The sequence below is a fragment of the Microbacterium sp. MYb62 genome, assembly GCF_002979475.1.
Lineage (GTDB): Bacteria > Actinomycetota > Actinomycetes > Actinomycetales > Microbacteriaceae > Microbacterium.
On the sequence record NZ_PCOY01000032.1, the window covers coordinates 1 to 14,539 of the forward strand.

At 68.7% G+C, this 14,539-nt stretch carries 13 protein-coding genes; 11 read left to right on the forward strand and 2 right to left on the reverse strand.

The features are described 5' to 3' along the window. The first annotated feature begins 408 nt into the window (after window positions 1–408). Genes ileS through ndk form a run of 4 tightly spaced genes read left to right on the forward strand, consistent with a single transcriptional unit; the run spans window position 409 to window position 5,975 of the window. The gene (ileS, locus tag CQ042_RS19100; protein ID WP_105672029.1) at window positions 409–3,798 is read left to right on the forward strand and encodes an isoleucine--tRNA ligase; all 3,390 of its coding nucleotides are present in this window, start codon (window positions 409–411) and stop codon (window positions 3,796–3,798) included. Next, window positions 3,795–5,147, forward strand: coding sequence for a folylpolyglutamate synthase/dihydrofolate synthase family protein (locus CQ042_RS19105; RefSeq protein ID WP_105672030.1), 1,353 nt, complete (start codon window positions 3,795–3,797; stop codon window positions 5,145–5,147). The genes ileS and CQ042_RS19105 overlap by 4 nt, the downstream gene beginning before the upstream one ends. Continuing rightward, the gene (locus CQ042_RS19110; protein WP_258132360.1) at window positions 5,144–5,557 is read left to right on the forward strand and encodes a DUF4233 domain-containing protein; all 414 of its coding nucleotides are present in this window, start codon (window positions 5,144–5,146) and stop codon (window positions 5,555–5,557) included. Before CQ042_RS19105 ends, CQ042_RS19110 begins: the two co-directional genes overlap by 4 nt. A gap of 1 nt (window position 5,558) precedes the next feature. Then, window positions 5,559–5,975 (forward strand): nucleoside-diphosphate kinase, encoded by a 417-nt coding sequence (gene ndk / locus CQ042_RS19115; protein ID WP_105672032.1) that lies wholly within the window; start codon window positions 5,559–5,561, stop codon window positions 5,973–5,975. A 66-nt stretch (window positions 5,976–6,041) separates the two neighbouring features. On the opposite strand, the gene CQ042_RS19120 is transcribed toward ndk, so the two are convergent. After that, window positions 6,042–6,653, reverse strand: a complete 612-nt coding sequence (locus tag CQ042_RS19120) for a vitamin K epoxide reductase family protein (protein ID WP_105672033.1) — start codon at window positions 6,651–6,653, stop codon at window positions 6,042–6,044. Between the two features lie 282 nt (window positions 6,654–6,935). Between CQ042_RS19120 and CQ042_RS19125 the strand changes: the two genes are divergently transcribed. After that, the gene (locus tag CQ042_RS19125) at window positions 6,936–9,539 is read left to right on the forward strand and encodes an Rne/Rng family ribonuclease (RefSeq protein WP_181157644.1); all 2,604 of its coding nucleotides are present in this window, start codon (window positions 6,936–6,938) and stop codon (window positions 9,537–9,539) included. Here CQ042_RS19125 and CQ042_RS19130 read toward each other — a convergent pair. Next, window positions 9,504–9,770, reverse strand: coding sequence for a DUF4031 domain-containing protein (locus tag CQ042_RS19130; RefSeq protein ID WP_105672034.1), 267 nt, complete (start codon window positions 9,768–9,770; stop codon window positions 9,504–9,506). The two genes, CQ042_RS19125 and CQ042_RS19130, sit on opposite strands and share 36 nt — an antisense overlap. Before the next feature lie 245 nt (window positions 9,771–10,015). On the opposite strand from CQ042_RS19130, the gene rplU reads away from it, so the two are divergent. The 6 genes from rplU to CQ042_RS19160 all read left to right on the forward strand — a co-directional run bounded on the left by rplU (window position 10,016) and on the right by CQ042_RS19160 (window position 14,536). Further along, window positions 10,016–10,324, forward strand: a complete 309-nt coding sequence (gene rplU / locus CQ042_RS19135) for a 50S ribosomal protein L21 (RefSeq protein ID WP_028501602.1) — start codon at window positions 10,016–10,018, stop codon at window positions 10,322–10,324. Between the two features lie 18 nt (window positions 10,325–10,342). Then, window positions 10,343–10,600 carry a 50S ribosomal protein L27 gene (gene rpmA / locus CQ042_RS19140; protein ID WP_028501603.1) on the forward strand — a complete coding sequence of 86 codons (258 nt, stop codon included), beginning with the start codon at window positions 10,343–10,345 and terminating at the stop codon, window positions 10,598–10,600. A gap of 101 nt (window positions 10,601–10,701) precedes the next feature. After that, window positions 10,702–12,201 (forward strand): GTPase ObgE, encoded by a 1,500-nt coding sequence (obgE, locus tag CQ042_RS19145; RefSeq protein ID WP_105672035.1) that lies wholly within the window; start codon window positions 10,702–10,704, stop codon window positions 12,199–12,201. Next, complete coding sequence (gene proB, locus CQ042_RS19150; RefSeq protein ID WP_105672036.1) at window positions 12,198–12,983, forward strand: glutamate 5-kinase; 786 nt, start codon at window positions 12,198–12,200, stop codon at window positions 12,981–12,983. Before obgE ends, proB begins: the two co-directional genes overlap by 4 nt. 9 nt (window positions 12,984–12,992) lie before the next feature. Next, window positions 12,993–14,246, forward strand: a complete 1,254-nt coding sequence (locus CQ042_RS19155) for a glutamate-5-semialdehyde dehydrogenase (protein ID WP_105672037.1) — start codon at window positions 12,993–12,995, stop codon at window positions 14,244–14,246. Window positions 14,247–14,311: 65 nt separating this feature from the next. Continuing rightward, entirely contained in the window at window positions 14,312–14,536 is a 225-nt protein-coding gene (locus CQ042_RS19160) for a hypothetical protein (protein WP_105672038.1), read from the forward strand. Window positions 14,537–14,539: the final 3 nt, after the last annotated feature.

The following is a 14,539-nucleotide window of genomic DNA, read 5'->3' on the forward strand; positions in this document are numbered from 1 at the left end:
GGCGGGGCGGGGGACTCGGGTGTGCGGGCCATGTTTTGAGGCTAGGGCCTGGCACCGACGTCGCGTCGCGTGGCGCCACACCGCGCCGCTCGCCACGTGGTTTCCGTCCCGGAGATCCGCGGGAGGAGGAGAAGAGCGGGGGACACGGAGCGGGAGACGGGGGAGCGGGCGCCGGAGGCGATGCGCACGCGTACACTGGAGGCACGAGCATCGATCCGGTCATCACCGGGGAGCTCTCGGAAGAACGGCGCCACCCTCGGGAGGCGCTCAGTAGAACCGAGCGGGGCAGGCCCGTCACAGCCGCAGTGAGAGTGGTCGCGTCGTGAGGCGTGGCACGCGAGGTGGTACCGCGGTCCGCGAGGGTCGTCCTCGCAGGAGCATCCGCCACGACGACCACTGCGAGACACGATGACCTACCCCCGTTCCTCCTTCGGCCCCGCCGCCGACTCCGTCGCGCCCAGCCCCCGCTTCCCGCAGATCGAGGAGGAGGTGCTCGCGTTCTGGAAGAGCGACGACACCTTCCGCGCCTCGATCGCGCAGCGCGAGGGATCGCCTGAATGGGTGTTCTACGACGGCCCTCCGTTCGCCAACGGACTGCCGCACTACGGGCACCTGCTCACCGGGTACGCCAAGGACGTGTTCCCGCGCTTCCAGACGATGACCGGCCACAAGGTCGATCGCGTCTTCGGCTGGGACACGCACGGTCTTCCCGCCGAGCTCGAGGCCATGAAGCAGCTCGGCATCACCGAGAAGAGCCAGATCGAGGAGATGGGAATCGACGTCTTCAACGAGAAGGCGAAGAGCTCGGTCCTGGCCTACACGCACGAGTGGCAGGACTACGTCACCCGTCAGGCGCGCTGGGTCGACTTCGATCGCGGCTACAAGACCCTCGACCTCGGCTACATGGAGAGCGTGCTGTGGGCGTTCAAGACCCTGTACGACAAGGGTCTCGCCTATGAGGGCTACCGGGTGCTGCCGTACTGCTGGCGCGACGAGACCCCGCTCAGCGCGCACGAGCTGCGCATGGACGACGACGTGTACCAGATGCGTCAGGACCCCTCCGTCACCGTCACCTTCCCGCTGACCGGAGCCAAGGCCGAGGCGCTCGGGCTCACCGGTGTGCGCGCCCTCGCCTGGACGACGACGCCCTGGACCCTGCCGACCAACGCCGCGCTCGCCGTGGGCCCGGACATCGAGTACGTGGTGCTCCCCGCGGGCCCGAACGGTGCGGCGGACGTGCACCAGGCCGCAGGGACCGCGGATGCCGCGATCGAGTCCTCCGCGCACCGCTACCTGCTCGCCCGGCAGCTCCTCGGCGGATACGCCAAGGACCTCGGTTACGAGAGCACCGAAGACGCACTCGCGGCCGTCGACGCCACGATCCGCGGTGCCGAGCTGCAGGACGTGACCTACGACCGTCTCTTCGACTACTACGCCGACACCGAGACCTACGGGACCGAGAACGCCTGGCGCATCCTGGTCGACGACTACGTCACCGTCAGCGACGGCACCGGCATCGTGCACCAGGCCCCCGCATACGGTGAGGACGACCAGCGCGTCGCCGGCGCCGCCGGGATCCCCACGATCCTGTCGCTCGACGACGGCGGACGGTTCCTCCCGAGCGTCACCGATGTCGCGGGTGAGCTGTGGATGGACGCGAACACCCCGCTCGTGCGGCTGATCCGCGAGAACGGACGGCTGGTCCGCCTGCAGAGCTACGAGCACTCGTACCCGCACTGCTGGCGCTGCCGGAACCCGCTGATCTACAAGGCCGTGTCGAGCTGGTTCATCCGCGTGACGGACATCAAGGACGACATGCTCGCGAACAACGAGCAGATCACCTGGGTGCCGGAGAACGTCAAGCACGGTCAGTTCGGCAAGTGGCTCGAGGGCGCACGCGACTGGTCGATCAGCCGCAACCGCTACTGGGGTTCGCCGATCCCGATCTGGAAGAGCGACGACCCGGAGTACCCGCGTGTCGACGCCTACGGTTCCCTGGAGGATCTCGAGCGCGATTTCGGCACGCTGCCGCGCAACCCCGAGGGTGAGATCGACCTGCACCGGCCGTACATCGACGATCTGACGCGCCCGAACCCCGACGACCCCACGGGCAAGAGCACGATGCGCCGCATCGAAGACGTCTTCGACGTATGGTTCGACTCGGGCTCGATGCCGTACGCGCAGGTGCACTACCCGTTCGAGAACCAGGAATGGTTCGATTCGCACTCGCCGGCCGACTTCATCGTCGAGTACATCGGCCAGACCCGCGGCTGGTTCTACGTGATGCACGTGCTGTCGACCGCGCTGTTCGACCGTCCGGCGTTCACGGGCGTGAGCTGCCACGGCATCGTGCTCGGCAGCGACGGCTACAAGATGTCGAAGTCGCTGCGCAACTACCCCGACGTGTCGGAGGTGCTCGACCGCGACGGCTCCGATGCGATGCGGTGGTTCCTGATGTCGAGCTCGGTGCTCCGCGGCGGCAACCTCGCCGTCACCGAAGAGGGCATCCGCTCCGGCGTCCGCGAATTCCTGCTGCCGCTGTGGAGCTCCTGGTACTTCTTCGCGACGTACGCCAACGCCTCCGGTTCCGACGGCTACGAGGCCTCCTGGCGCACGGACTCGACCGATGTGCTCGACCGCTACATCCTGGCCCGTCTCGGCGACCTCGTCCGCGAGGTGCGGGCCGACCTGGAGGGACTCGACTCCACCACGGCGTCCGCACGACTGCGCGACTTCGTCGAGGTGCTCACCAACTGGTACATCCGGCGTTCGCGCGACCGCTTCTGGACCGGTGTAACGGAAGACCCGAAGAGCCGCGAGGCCTTCGACACGCTCTACACGGTGCTCGAGACGCTCACCCGCGTGGCTGCTCCTCTCGTGCCGCTGGTCAGCGAGCGCGTGTGGCAGGGGCTGACCGGCGGACGAAGCGTGCACCTGACCGACTGGCCCGACGAGGCGGCGTTCCCCGCGGCGGACGAGATCCGTGACGCGATGGATGCCGTGCGTGAGCTGTCGAGCGTCGGCAACGCGCTGCGCAAGAAGGAGAAGCTGCGGGTGCGGCTCCCTCTCGCCCGATTCACGGTTGTCTCGCCCTCGGCGGCGCTGCTCGGACAGTTCGAGGACATCCTCCGTGAGGAGCTGAACGTGAAGTCCGTCGAACTCGTCCCGCTCGCCGATGACACGGCAGGGGAGTACGGCATCGCCCACCGCCTGAGCGTCAACGCCCGCGCGGCAGGTCCGCGTCTGGGCAAGGACGTGCAGAAGGCGATCCAGGCCGCGCGCTCGGGAGACTGGAGCGAGGTCGACGGTGTCGTCACGGCGGGTGGCATCGCCCTCGAGCCGGCCGAGTACGAGCTCGTGCTCGAGACGACGGGCCGCCCGGCGGGCGAGGCGCTGGCCATCGTCCCGACCGGTGGCTTCGTGCTGCTCGACACGACGACGACCCCGGAGCTGGAGGCCGAGGGACTCGCGCGCGACGTCATCCGCGCCGTGCAGGAGACCCGCAAGAACGCCGACTTCGACGTCAGCGACCGCATCACGCTGGTCCTGCGTTTCCACGACGATGCCGACACCAGGGCCGTCGTCTCCGCGTTCGATCTGGCCGGTATCGCCGCCGAGACGCTGGCCGAGGAGTATTTCGTGATCGACGCGCACGGCGACTCGATCTTCGGACACGGGGCGATCCTGGCCGCGGCCGGGGGAGTGACGCCCGAGTTCTCAGCTGACATCCCGGCAGGTACCTACGCCAACGCCGGCGACTTCACGATCGCCGTCACCAGGATGGGAGTCGGAGCATGAGCGCCAAGGACAGGGCGGATGCCGTCTACGAGGCCCTGCTGAGCCGAGCAGGAGAGCGCTGGGTGCAGCCCCGCAAGGAGCGCACCGCGCGCATCCTCGCCTTCCTCGACGACCCGCAGCGCACCTATCGCGTCGTGCACATCACGGGCACGAACGGCAAGACGTCGACCGCGCGGATGATCGAGAGTCTGCTGCGGGCACACGATCTGCGCACCGGACTGTTCACGAGCCCGCACCTGGAGCGCTTCACCGAGCGCATCATGATCGACGGCGAACCCATCGCCGATGAGGCCGTGGCGGATGCCTGGGACGAGATCGAGCCGTTCGTCGACATCGTCGACGCCGAGCTCGAGGCCGCGGGCGATGCGCCGCTGACCTTCTTCGAACTGCTGACCGTGCTGGCTTTCGTCGCCGTGGCGGACGCACCGATCGATGTGCTGGTGCTCGAGGTCGGGATGGGCGGGGAGTGGGACTCCACGAACACGGCAGACGGCGACGTCGCGGTGTTCGCGCCGATCGACATCGACCACGCCGACCGGCTGGGCAGCACGATCGCCGAGATCGCACAGGTCAAGGCCGGGATCATCAAGGAGGGCGCAGCCGTCGTCTCGGCTCAGCAGCCTGCGGAGGCGGCGGAGGTGCTGCGCCGCGTCGCCGCGGAGCGCAACGCCACCATCGCCTTCGAGGGCGAGGAATTCGGTCTCACCGAGCAGAAGCTCGCGGTCGGCGGCCAGCTGCTGACGATCCGCGGCCTCGCGGGGGAGTACACCGAGGAATACCTCCCGCTCTACGGCGCGCACCAGGGGCACAACGCGGCTCTCGCCGTCGCCGCCGTCGAGTCGCTCATCGGCGGTGCCACGCAGCGCATCGCCGCGGACATCGTCACCGCCGGTCTGCAGGAGAGCACGTCGCCCGGAAGGCTGCAGCTGCTCGGCATCGCCCCGACCGTGATCGTCGACGCCGCGCACAACCCGCACGGCGCGACGGCGCTCGCTCAGGCGCTGGATGACAGCTTCGACTTCGACGAGTGGGGTCTGGTGCTCGGCGTGCTCGCCGACAAGGACGCCGCCGGTATCGTCGCCCAGCTCGCGCCGGCGGCAGCGCATGTGTTCGCCACCGCTCCGGACTCCGATCGCGCGAGCGACGCGGATGTCATCGCCGACCTCGTCGAGCAGAACGGCCAGCGGGCGACCGTGCACCACTCGCTCGCCGACGCCGCCGACGCCGCGCGCGAGTGGGCCGCATCGTCGGATCGTCGTGCCGTCATCATCGCGGGTTCCGTCGTCCTCGCCGGCGAGGCGATCGCTCTGGCTCAGGAAGAGGACTGGAAGGCGGGGTGGCGCGCATGAGCGCCGATGGGACTCCCGCACGACGGCCGCGCCCGCCGCGCACCCTCGTGCAGAAGCTCGCCCCGGTCGTGCTCGGGTTCGAGGCCATCGTGGTGTTCCTCGTCGGTCTCACGATCTTCGGGCTGCGCCAGCTCCCGGCCGGCATCGAGCAGTGGTGGGGCATCGTGGGTGGCGCGATCCTGGCACTCGCGTGCATCGCCGTCGCGGGGATGATCACGAAGCCCTGGGCACTCACCGCCGGGTGGGTCATCCAGGCCGTCGTCGCCCTGTCGGCGTTCTTCGTTCCGGCCATCCTGCTCGTCGTCCTGATTTTCGGCGGCATGTGGGCGTATGCGACCATCGGAGGGGCCCGATTGGACGCACGACGCCCGGCCGAGCCCCCGACCGAGACTCAGACAGAGAGTGAATGACATGGCCACCGAAGAAACCCTCGTCCTCGTCAAGCCCGATGGTGTCGCCCGCGGCCTCACCGGCGCGATCCTCGCCCGCATCGAGGCGAAGGGATACGCCCTCGTCGACATCCGCCTGGTCGAGCCCGACCGCGACGTGCTCGCCGAGCACTACGCCGAGCACGAGGGCAAGCCGTTCTACGAGCCGCTGCTCGAGTTCATGCTCTCCGGCCCCTCGGTCGCCATCCGTCTCGCGGGCAACCGCGTGATCGAGGGCTTCCGCTCGCTCGCGGGCACCACCGACCCGACGACCGCAGCGCCCGGCACGATCCGCGGCGACTTCGGTCGCGACTGGGGCCTGAAGGTGCAGCAGAACCTCGTGCACGGCTCGGACAGCCCCGAGTCGGCCGCGCGCGAGCTCGGCATCTGGTTCGACTGAGACCCCGCCAGTGAGAGAAGCCCGTCCGCCGTTCTCGGCGGGCGGGCTTCTTCGTGGACGACGGGATCAGAAGAGGATCTTCGCCATCTCGCCCAGGAAGTCGAGTCCCTGCAGCTGCGCCAGGAGGATGATGATCGCGTAGGCCACGATCGTGGCGAGCGGAACCCAGGGCATGAGCTTGTCGGCGCGGGCCTGCACCTTCTCGTTGCTCGTGAACGTGCCGTTGCGCGTCAGATGGACCATCGTCGCGAAGAATGTGGGGATGGTGACCGCCCACGTGACCATGCACCAGGGGCAGAGCACGAAGAGGTCGTACAGGCTCTGGCCGATCAGCCAGCACACGAAGCCGAACGCGAAGGTGACCCCGACGCCGAAGGCGGCCCAGAACCAGCGCGGGAAGCGAGCGCCCGCGAGGAGCGCGACACCGACGATGAGCGGCGCCATCCAGCCGGCGATGCCGATGATCGGGTTCGGGAAACCGAAGACCGAGCCCTGCCACGACTGGAGGTTGGTGCTGCACTGGATGAACGGGCTCAGATCGCAGGCCAGAGCCTCCTGGGGGTTCTCCAGCAGCGCGAACTTCTCGACCGTGAGCTGGAAAGCGGCGAACCAGCCCACCACACTCGCGATGATCAGCCAGACGGCATAGAAGACGGGGCGGGTGCGCTGCTCGCTCATACCGGGGATTATCCCAGTGACGGCTATGGATGTGGCGAGAGCGCGCCGGGGAAAAACGCCTCGCAGACGAGGGATGCCGCGAACGGGGCCACTTGGTGCGATAATGGCCTGTGATGCGATGAACGGTGTTGCCGCGACACGCATCGAGCAGACTTCGGGGTCCTATGCCCCACGCGATCAGAGCCATGAGCCGGTCGCAAACCGAGTGAGTTCGCGGAACCCGCGGGTACCGCATGAGATTTCACGGGGCACCGAGTGTCCCGTGCAGGGAGTAAGCCAGAGATGGCCGATGAGAACAATGACAACAACGCCCCGACCCTCGACTTCCCGGCTGACGCCGCGGGAGAGCTGACGGAGCCCATCGCTCCCGAGGCTGACGACGTCGCGGAGCCGTCGAACGACGCCGACCACCTGTCCGACGCGGCAGAGGTGGCAGCGGATGCTGCGGCCGACGACGTCGCAGCCGGCTACGCCGCGGCGGACGACGCTGCGGCCGCGGCGGATGACGCTGCTGCTGCCGCCGTCGCTGAAGCCGTCGCCGAAGCCGAGGCGTCGGACGATGCCACGACGGACGACGCTGCGGCCCCCGTTGCGAGCGCGACGCAGACCGAGGGCGAGCCTCAGGCCTCTGTCTCGTCGGATGCCGACGCGGAGGTGGTCGCAGAGGCGATCGTCGAGGAGGCCGCGGGCGGGAGCCCGGTCGAGGAGACCAGCGTGGAGGAGACCGTCGTCGAGGAGACGCCGGTCGCCCCTGAGGCTCCGGTCGCGGTGACCGCGGTGTCGCTCGGCCTGCTTCCCGAGGTGTTCGTCTCCCAGGTCTCCACCCAGTTGCACTTCTACGCGCCGGAGATCGTGCCGCTTCCCGCGCGCCCCGGTCGCGAGCGCATCTTCGACCGGATCGCCGAGCGCGAGCAGCCGCAGGAGGAGTCCGGCGGTCGTGGTCGTGGCCGTCGTCGGCGCGGCGGATCCGAGGGTGACGACCAGCGCGAGGAGCCGCGTCAGCGTCAGCGCGTCGTCGAGTACATCACCGAGCCGAAGGCGATCAAGGGATCGACCCGTCTCGAGGCGAAGAAGCAGCGTCGCCGTGACGGTCGGGACGCCGGTCGTCGCCGCCCGGTCGTGACCGAGGCCGAGTTCCTCGCCCGCCGCGAATCCGTCGACCGCAAGATGGTCGTGCGCTCCAAGAACGGCCGCACCCAGATCGGCGTCCTCGAGGACGGCGTGCTCGTCGAGCACTATGTCGCGCGCAACCAGGACGCATCGCTCATCGGCAACGTCTATCTCGGACGCGTGCAGAACGTGCTCCCCAGCATGGAGGCCGCGTTCGTCGACATCGGTCGCGGCCGCAACGCCGTGCTGTACTCCGGCGAGGTCGACTGGGACGGCGTCGAGACCGGCAACCAGCCCCGCCGCATCGAGCTGGCGCTCAAGCCCGGCGACCGCGTTCTCGTGCAGGTGACCAAGGACCCCGTCGGTCACAAGGGCGCCCGGCTCACGAGCCAGATCTCCCTGCCCGGACGCTACCTGGTGTACGTCCCCGGCGGGTCGATGAACGGCATCAGCCGCAAGCTGCCGGACAACGAGCGCGCCCGCCTCAAGCGCATCCTCAAGGAGGTGCTGCCGGAGTCCTCCGGCGTGATCGTCCGCACCGCGGCCGAGGGTGCCACCGAAGACCAGCTCACCCGCGACGTGCAGCGTCTCACCTCGCAGTGGGAGCACATCCAGAAGCAGGTCGAGAACCAGCAGGCGCCCGCGCTCCTGCACGCCGAGCCCGACCTGCTCGTCAAGATCGTGCGTGACGTCTTCAACGAGGACTTCACGAAGATGCTGATCCAGGGCGAGGACGCGCAGCAGACGATCCGCGCCTACCTGGAGAGCGTCGCGCCCGACCTGCTCGAGCGCGTCGACGCCTACGAGGACGAGACCGATCCCTTCGACGCGTTCCGCATCACGGAGCAGATCGAGAAGGCTCTCGACCGCAAGGTGTGGCTGCCCTCGGGTGGATCGCTCGTGATCGACCGCACCGAGGCCATGACGGTCGTCGACGTCAACACCGGCAAGTTCGTCGGCTCCGGCGGAAACCTCGAGGAGACGGTCACCAAGAACAACCTCGAGGCGGCGGAGGAGATCGTCCGCCAGCTGCGTCTGCGCGACATCGGCGGCATCATCGTGGTCGACTTCATCGACATGGTGCTCGAGTCGAACCGCGACCTCGTGCTGCGTCGCCTGATCGAGTGCCTGAGCCGCGACCGCACGAAGCACCAGGTCGCGGAGGTCACCTCGCTCGGCCTCGTGCAGATGACGCGTAAGAAGCTCGGCCTCGGCCTGCTGGAGACCTTCAGCGAGGCGTGCGAGGTCTGCGCCGGTCGCGGCGTCATCGTGCACCACGACCCGGTCGTGAAGCACCGCTCCAGCAACAGCGGCGGCAGCAGCAACGGCGGAAACGGCCAGAGCGGCCGTCGCCAGCGCGGCGGCGGCAACAACGGCGGAAACGGCCAGAGCCAGAACGCGCCGGCAGCCCCGAACGTCACCCACAGCATCACCGAGGGTGCCAAGTCGGCGCTGGCCCAGATCGCGGCCTCCACGATCGCTCCGGCTGCCGAGGGCGCTCCGGAAGCCGAGTCCGTGGTCGAGGCCGCGGTCGAAGCGCCCGCAGCGACGGAGCGTCCGAAGAAGGCGCGCAAGAAGCGCGGCGGCGACCGCAAGGGGCCCAAGTCGCCGGCCGAGCAGCTCCTGGACTCGGTTCTCGATGCTCTTCCGGAGCCGAAGGCGCCCGGTCAGGGACGAGGACGTCGTCGCGTGAGCACCGCAGCACTCACCGGCACGCCCGTCTCGGTCAACAACGAGCCGTCAGCGCCGGTCGCGGGCGCGGACCCGGAGTCCTGACGCGATCAGACGGCGCACCAGCTCCTTGCCCGGCACGGGCTGGGCGCCGGCTGCGATGAGCCGGGGGATGCTCTCCTCCGGTACGTCGTAATGGTCGACGTCGAACGCGCGGGCCGGGACGCCGTTGGCCTGCGCGAAGGCGTGCAGCTCGTCGAGATCCTCGTCGCTGACCAGGTGCGCCCACAGGCGTCCGTGGGCGGGCCAGACGGGGTCGTCGACGAGTACGGTCACTCCCTCAGCCTACGACCGCACCGGCGGGGTCGGCCGTGGAAGGCGCGGCGGAGGTTCCGGAGCGGGCTCGCTTTGCGACACCGACCCGCATCCGGTAAAGTAGTCCCTTGGTGCGTATGCCGCGTCGTCCTCGTCGGCCGAAGCGGAGAGCCTTGCGTTCGCGCCCGTCGTTCTGCGGCGCATGCAAGCAACAGTCTTCCCGTGAGATCTCGGAGCCGCGAGCTCCCCAACGAAACAGGTATGAAGTGGTTTACGCAGTAGTGCGCGCCGGTGGGCGGCAGGAGAAGGTCGAGGTCGGCACGATCGTTCAGCTCGACCGTGTCAAGGCTGCCCAGGGCGAGAAGATCGAGCTGGCCGCAGTGCTGCTCGTCGACGGCGCCACGGTGACCACCGACGCTGATTCGCTGGCGAAGGTCAAGGTCACGGCTGAGGTCATCGGCAACCTCCGCGGCCCGAAGATCATCATCCAGAAGTACAAGAACAAGACCGGTTACAAGAAGCGCCAGGGCCACCGTCAGGAGCTCACGCGCGTTAAGATCACCGGCATCAAGTAAGCCCGAGGGGACTAGGACATGGCACATAAAAAGGGCGCAAGCTCAACCCGTAACGGTCGTGACTCCAACGCTCAGCGCCTCGGCGTGAAGCGCTTCGGCGGTCAGCAGGTCCTCGCCGGCGAGATCATCGTCCGCCAGCGTGGCACGCACTTCCACCCCGGCGTCAACGTCGGACGTGGCGGCGACGACACGCTGTTCGCTCTGGCCGCCGGTGCGGTCCAGTTCGGCGCGAAGGGCGGCCGCAAGGTCGTCAACATCGTCGCCGCAGCTGAGTGATCACAGCGCGACACTAGACATCCGGTTCGGGGCGGGCTTCGGCTCGCCCCGTCCGTGTATCTGCACAACGTCACAACACAGGAATTCAGGGGAACCAGTACATGGTCACGTTCGTCGACACCGTCACACTGCACCTGCGTGCGGGTAAGGGCGGCAACGGCTGCGTCTCCGTGCACCGCGAGAAGTTCAAGCCGCTCGGCGGCCCCGATGGCGGCAACGGCGGTGACGGAGGCGACGTCGTCCTCGTCGCCGACCCGCAGACCGGCACGCTGCTCTCGTACCACCATTCGCCGCACCGGTCCTCGGGCAACGGCGGCCCGGGCATGGGCGACCACCGCTCCGGATTCCTCGGCGAGACGCTCGAGCTTCCCGTCCCGGTCGGCACCGTGGTGAAGAACACCGCCGGCGAAGTCCTGATCGACATGATCATCCCCGGTGAGCGATTCGTCGTCGCCAAGGGCGGCATGGGCGGGCTCGGCAACGCCGCCCTCGCCACCCCGAAGCGCAAGGCTCCCGGCTTCGCGCTGCTCGGCACCCCGGGACACGAGGGCGACGTCGTCCTCGAGCTGAAGACCGTCGCCGACATCGCCCTCGTGGGATACCCGTCCGCCGGCAAGTCGAGCCTGATCGGCGCGATCTCCGCTGCGCGCCCCAAGATCGCCGACTACCCGTTCACGACGCTGCACCCGAACCTCGGTGTGGTGCAGGTCGGCGACTTCCGCTACACCGTCGCCGACGTGCCCGGTCTCATCGAGGGTGCGAGCGAGGGGCGAGGACTCGGCCTCGAGTTCCTCCGCCACGTCGAACGCTGCTCGGCACTGCTGCACGTGCTCGACTGCGCGACTCTCGAGCCCGGTCGCGACCCGATCTCCGATCTCGACGTCATCCTCGCCGAGCTCGGCGCCTACGAGGTTCCGGAGGGACAGACCCCCCTCCTCGAGCGCCCGCAGTTCGTCGCTCTGAACAAGATCGACGTCCCTGAAGCACGTGACCTCGCCGAGCTCGTGCGCCCCGACCTCGAGGCTCGCGGATTCCGCGTGTTCGAGATCTCCACGGTCTCGCACGAGGGCCTGCGCCCGCTCACCTTCGCGCTGGGCGAGCTCGTCGAGAAGGCCCGTGCCGAAGCCGCGCTCGAGACGCCGCCGGAGCGCGTCGTCATCCGTCCGCGGGGATCCAAGAAGGGCTTCACCATCCGGGTCGAGGGCGGCACCTACGGCAACGTGTACCGCATCATGGGTGAGAAGCCGGTCCGTTGGGTGCAGCAGACCGACTTCCAGAACGAAGAGGCCGTCGGCTATCTCGCCGACCGACTCGAGAAGCTCGGTGTCGAGGATGAGCTCTTCCGCCTCGGTGCGGTGCAGGGCTCGACCGTCGTGATCGGCGAGGGCGACAGCATCGTCTTCGACTGGGAACCCACCATGACCTCGGCCGCCGAGCTCATGAGCGCCCCCCGTGGAACCGATCCTCGTCTCGCGCCCAACGCACGCCGGACGACGTCGGAGCGCCGCGAGCAGTACTACGAGCGCATGGATGCCAAGGCCGAGGCCCGCGCCGAAGTCGAGACGCAGCGTCTGGCCGCGTACCGCGAGGACGGCGAGTGACCGCACGCACCCGCGCGGATCTCGCGACCGCGTCCCGCATCGTCGTGAAGGTGGGATCCTCCTCGATCAGCGGAGAGTCCTCGTGGCGCATCCCCGTGATCGTCGAGGCGCTGGCCGCAGCGCACGCGCGCGGCGCCGAGGTCGTGCTGGTGTCGTCCGGGGCGATCGCCTCCGGCATCCCCTTCCTGCGACTGGACGCCCGCCCGAACGACCTCGCGACGCAACAGGCGGCGGCGGCCGTGGGGCAGAACATCCTCATGTACCGGTATCAGGAGTCGCTGCGCCCGTTCGACATCGTCGCTGGCCAGGTGCTGCTCACGACCGGTGACCTGGAGCACCCGACATCGCGCTCCAACGCCCGTCGCGCGATGGAGCGCCTGCTCGGGCTGCGCACGCTCCCGATCGTCAACGAGAACGACACGGTCGCGACGCAGGAGATCCGCTTCGGCGACAACGATCGGCTCGGCGCCCTCGTGGCGCAGTTGATCGAAGCCGATGCGCTGATCCTGCTCAGCGACATCGAGTCGCTGTACACGAAGCCCCCCACGGATCCCGGCGCCGAGCCGATCGACGTCGTGGCGCCCGACGCCGACCTCAGCGGTCTGGAGTTCGGGGCGGCCGTCGTCAACAGCGTCGGTACCGGGGGAGCGGCGACCAAGGTCTCGGCTGCGCGCCTGGCCGCGGCATCCGGCATCGGTGTGCTCGTCACCAGCGCCGACCTGATCGATCACGCGCTGTCGGGCAGTGAAATAGGGACCTGGTTCGAACCGGCCACCTCATAAACTGGGCGGATGACCGACCAGACCCCGCAGGTGCGACTCGAACGCGCCAAAGAGGCCTCCCGTGCCACCGCCGCTCTCACCAGCGACGACAAGGTGCGCGTGCTCGAGGCGATCGCCCTCGCCCTCCTCGGCGCCGCACCGCGCATCATCGAGGCGAACGGCCGGGACATCGCCCGGGGCCGTGAAGGCGGCATCGGGGAGTCCCTGATCGATCGACTCCGACTCGACGAGAAGCGCGTCGGCGCCCTCGCCGCCGCGGTGCGCGAGGTCGCGGCGCTCGCTGACCCCGTCGGCCGTGTCGTCGGCGGCCACCGGATGCCCAACGGCGTGACTCTCGAGCAGGTGAGGGTGCCGTTCGGAGTGGTCGGGGCGATCTACGAGGCCCGTCCCAACGTGACCGTCGACATCGCCGCGCTCGCCCTGCGGTCGGGTAACGCCGTGGTGCTGCGCGGGGGGAGTGCCGCTCGCGAATCCAACACGGTCCTCGTCGACGTCATGCGACAGGCGATCGAGGGTGCGGGGCTCACCGCGGAGGCCATCCAGACCGTGGACGACTTCGGCCGCGAAGGGGCGAAGGCGATGATGCACGGCCGCGGCTTCATCGACGTCCTCGTCCCGAGGGGGAGCGCCGGCCTCATCGAGACCGTCGTCACCGAATCGACCGTGCCGGTGATCGAGACCGGAGCCGGGAACGTCCACATCTTCCTCGACGAGAGCGCACCGGACGACTGGGCGCGAGACATCGTCGTGAACGCCAAGGTCCAGCGGCCCAGCGTGTGCAACGCGGTGGAGACCGTGCTCGTGCACCGGCAGGCGGCACCGCGCCTCATCCCGCTCGTGGCCAGTGCGCTGCAGAGCGAGGGGGTGGCCATCCACGGCGATGACATGGTCGCGGGTCTCGTCTCGAACGTGATCCCGGCCGTCGAGGACGACTGGGGCACCGAGTACCTGAGCCTCGACATCGCGATGAAGGTCGTCGAGTCCCTCGATGAGGCACTCGACCATATCCGCCGGTACAGCACGGGTCATACCGAGTCGATCATCACGAACGACGCGCGCAATTCCGAGCGCTTCCTCGCCGAGGTGGATTCGGCCGTCGTCATGGTGAACGCCTCCACCAGATTCACCGACGGGCGCGAGTTCGGATTCGGCGCGGAGGTCGGCATCTCGACCCAGAAGCTGCATGCTCGGGGGCCGATGGGCCTCTCCGAGCTGACCAGCACGAAATGGCTCGCGCGTGGGTCGGGGCAGACGCGCGGCTGAGGGCTAGACTGGGGGACGCTGTACCTCACAGGATCCCGAACAGCACGCCACGAAACGGAGTCAGGATGAACCTCGTCGCACAGATCGCGATGGCCGCTGCCGAAACCGAGCACCACGGCAACGTCGCGCTCGAGACGGTGATCTTCGGAGTCATCGCCGCGATCGTGTTCGGCTTCCTCGGGCTGGTGACGCTCTCGTACAAGAACGTCGCCAACCGTCACTCGGCCAAGGCCGAGGCGTGGGCCGCGAAGCATGGCAAGGACGGCCACGAGGCGGGACACGGCCACTAGGCC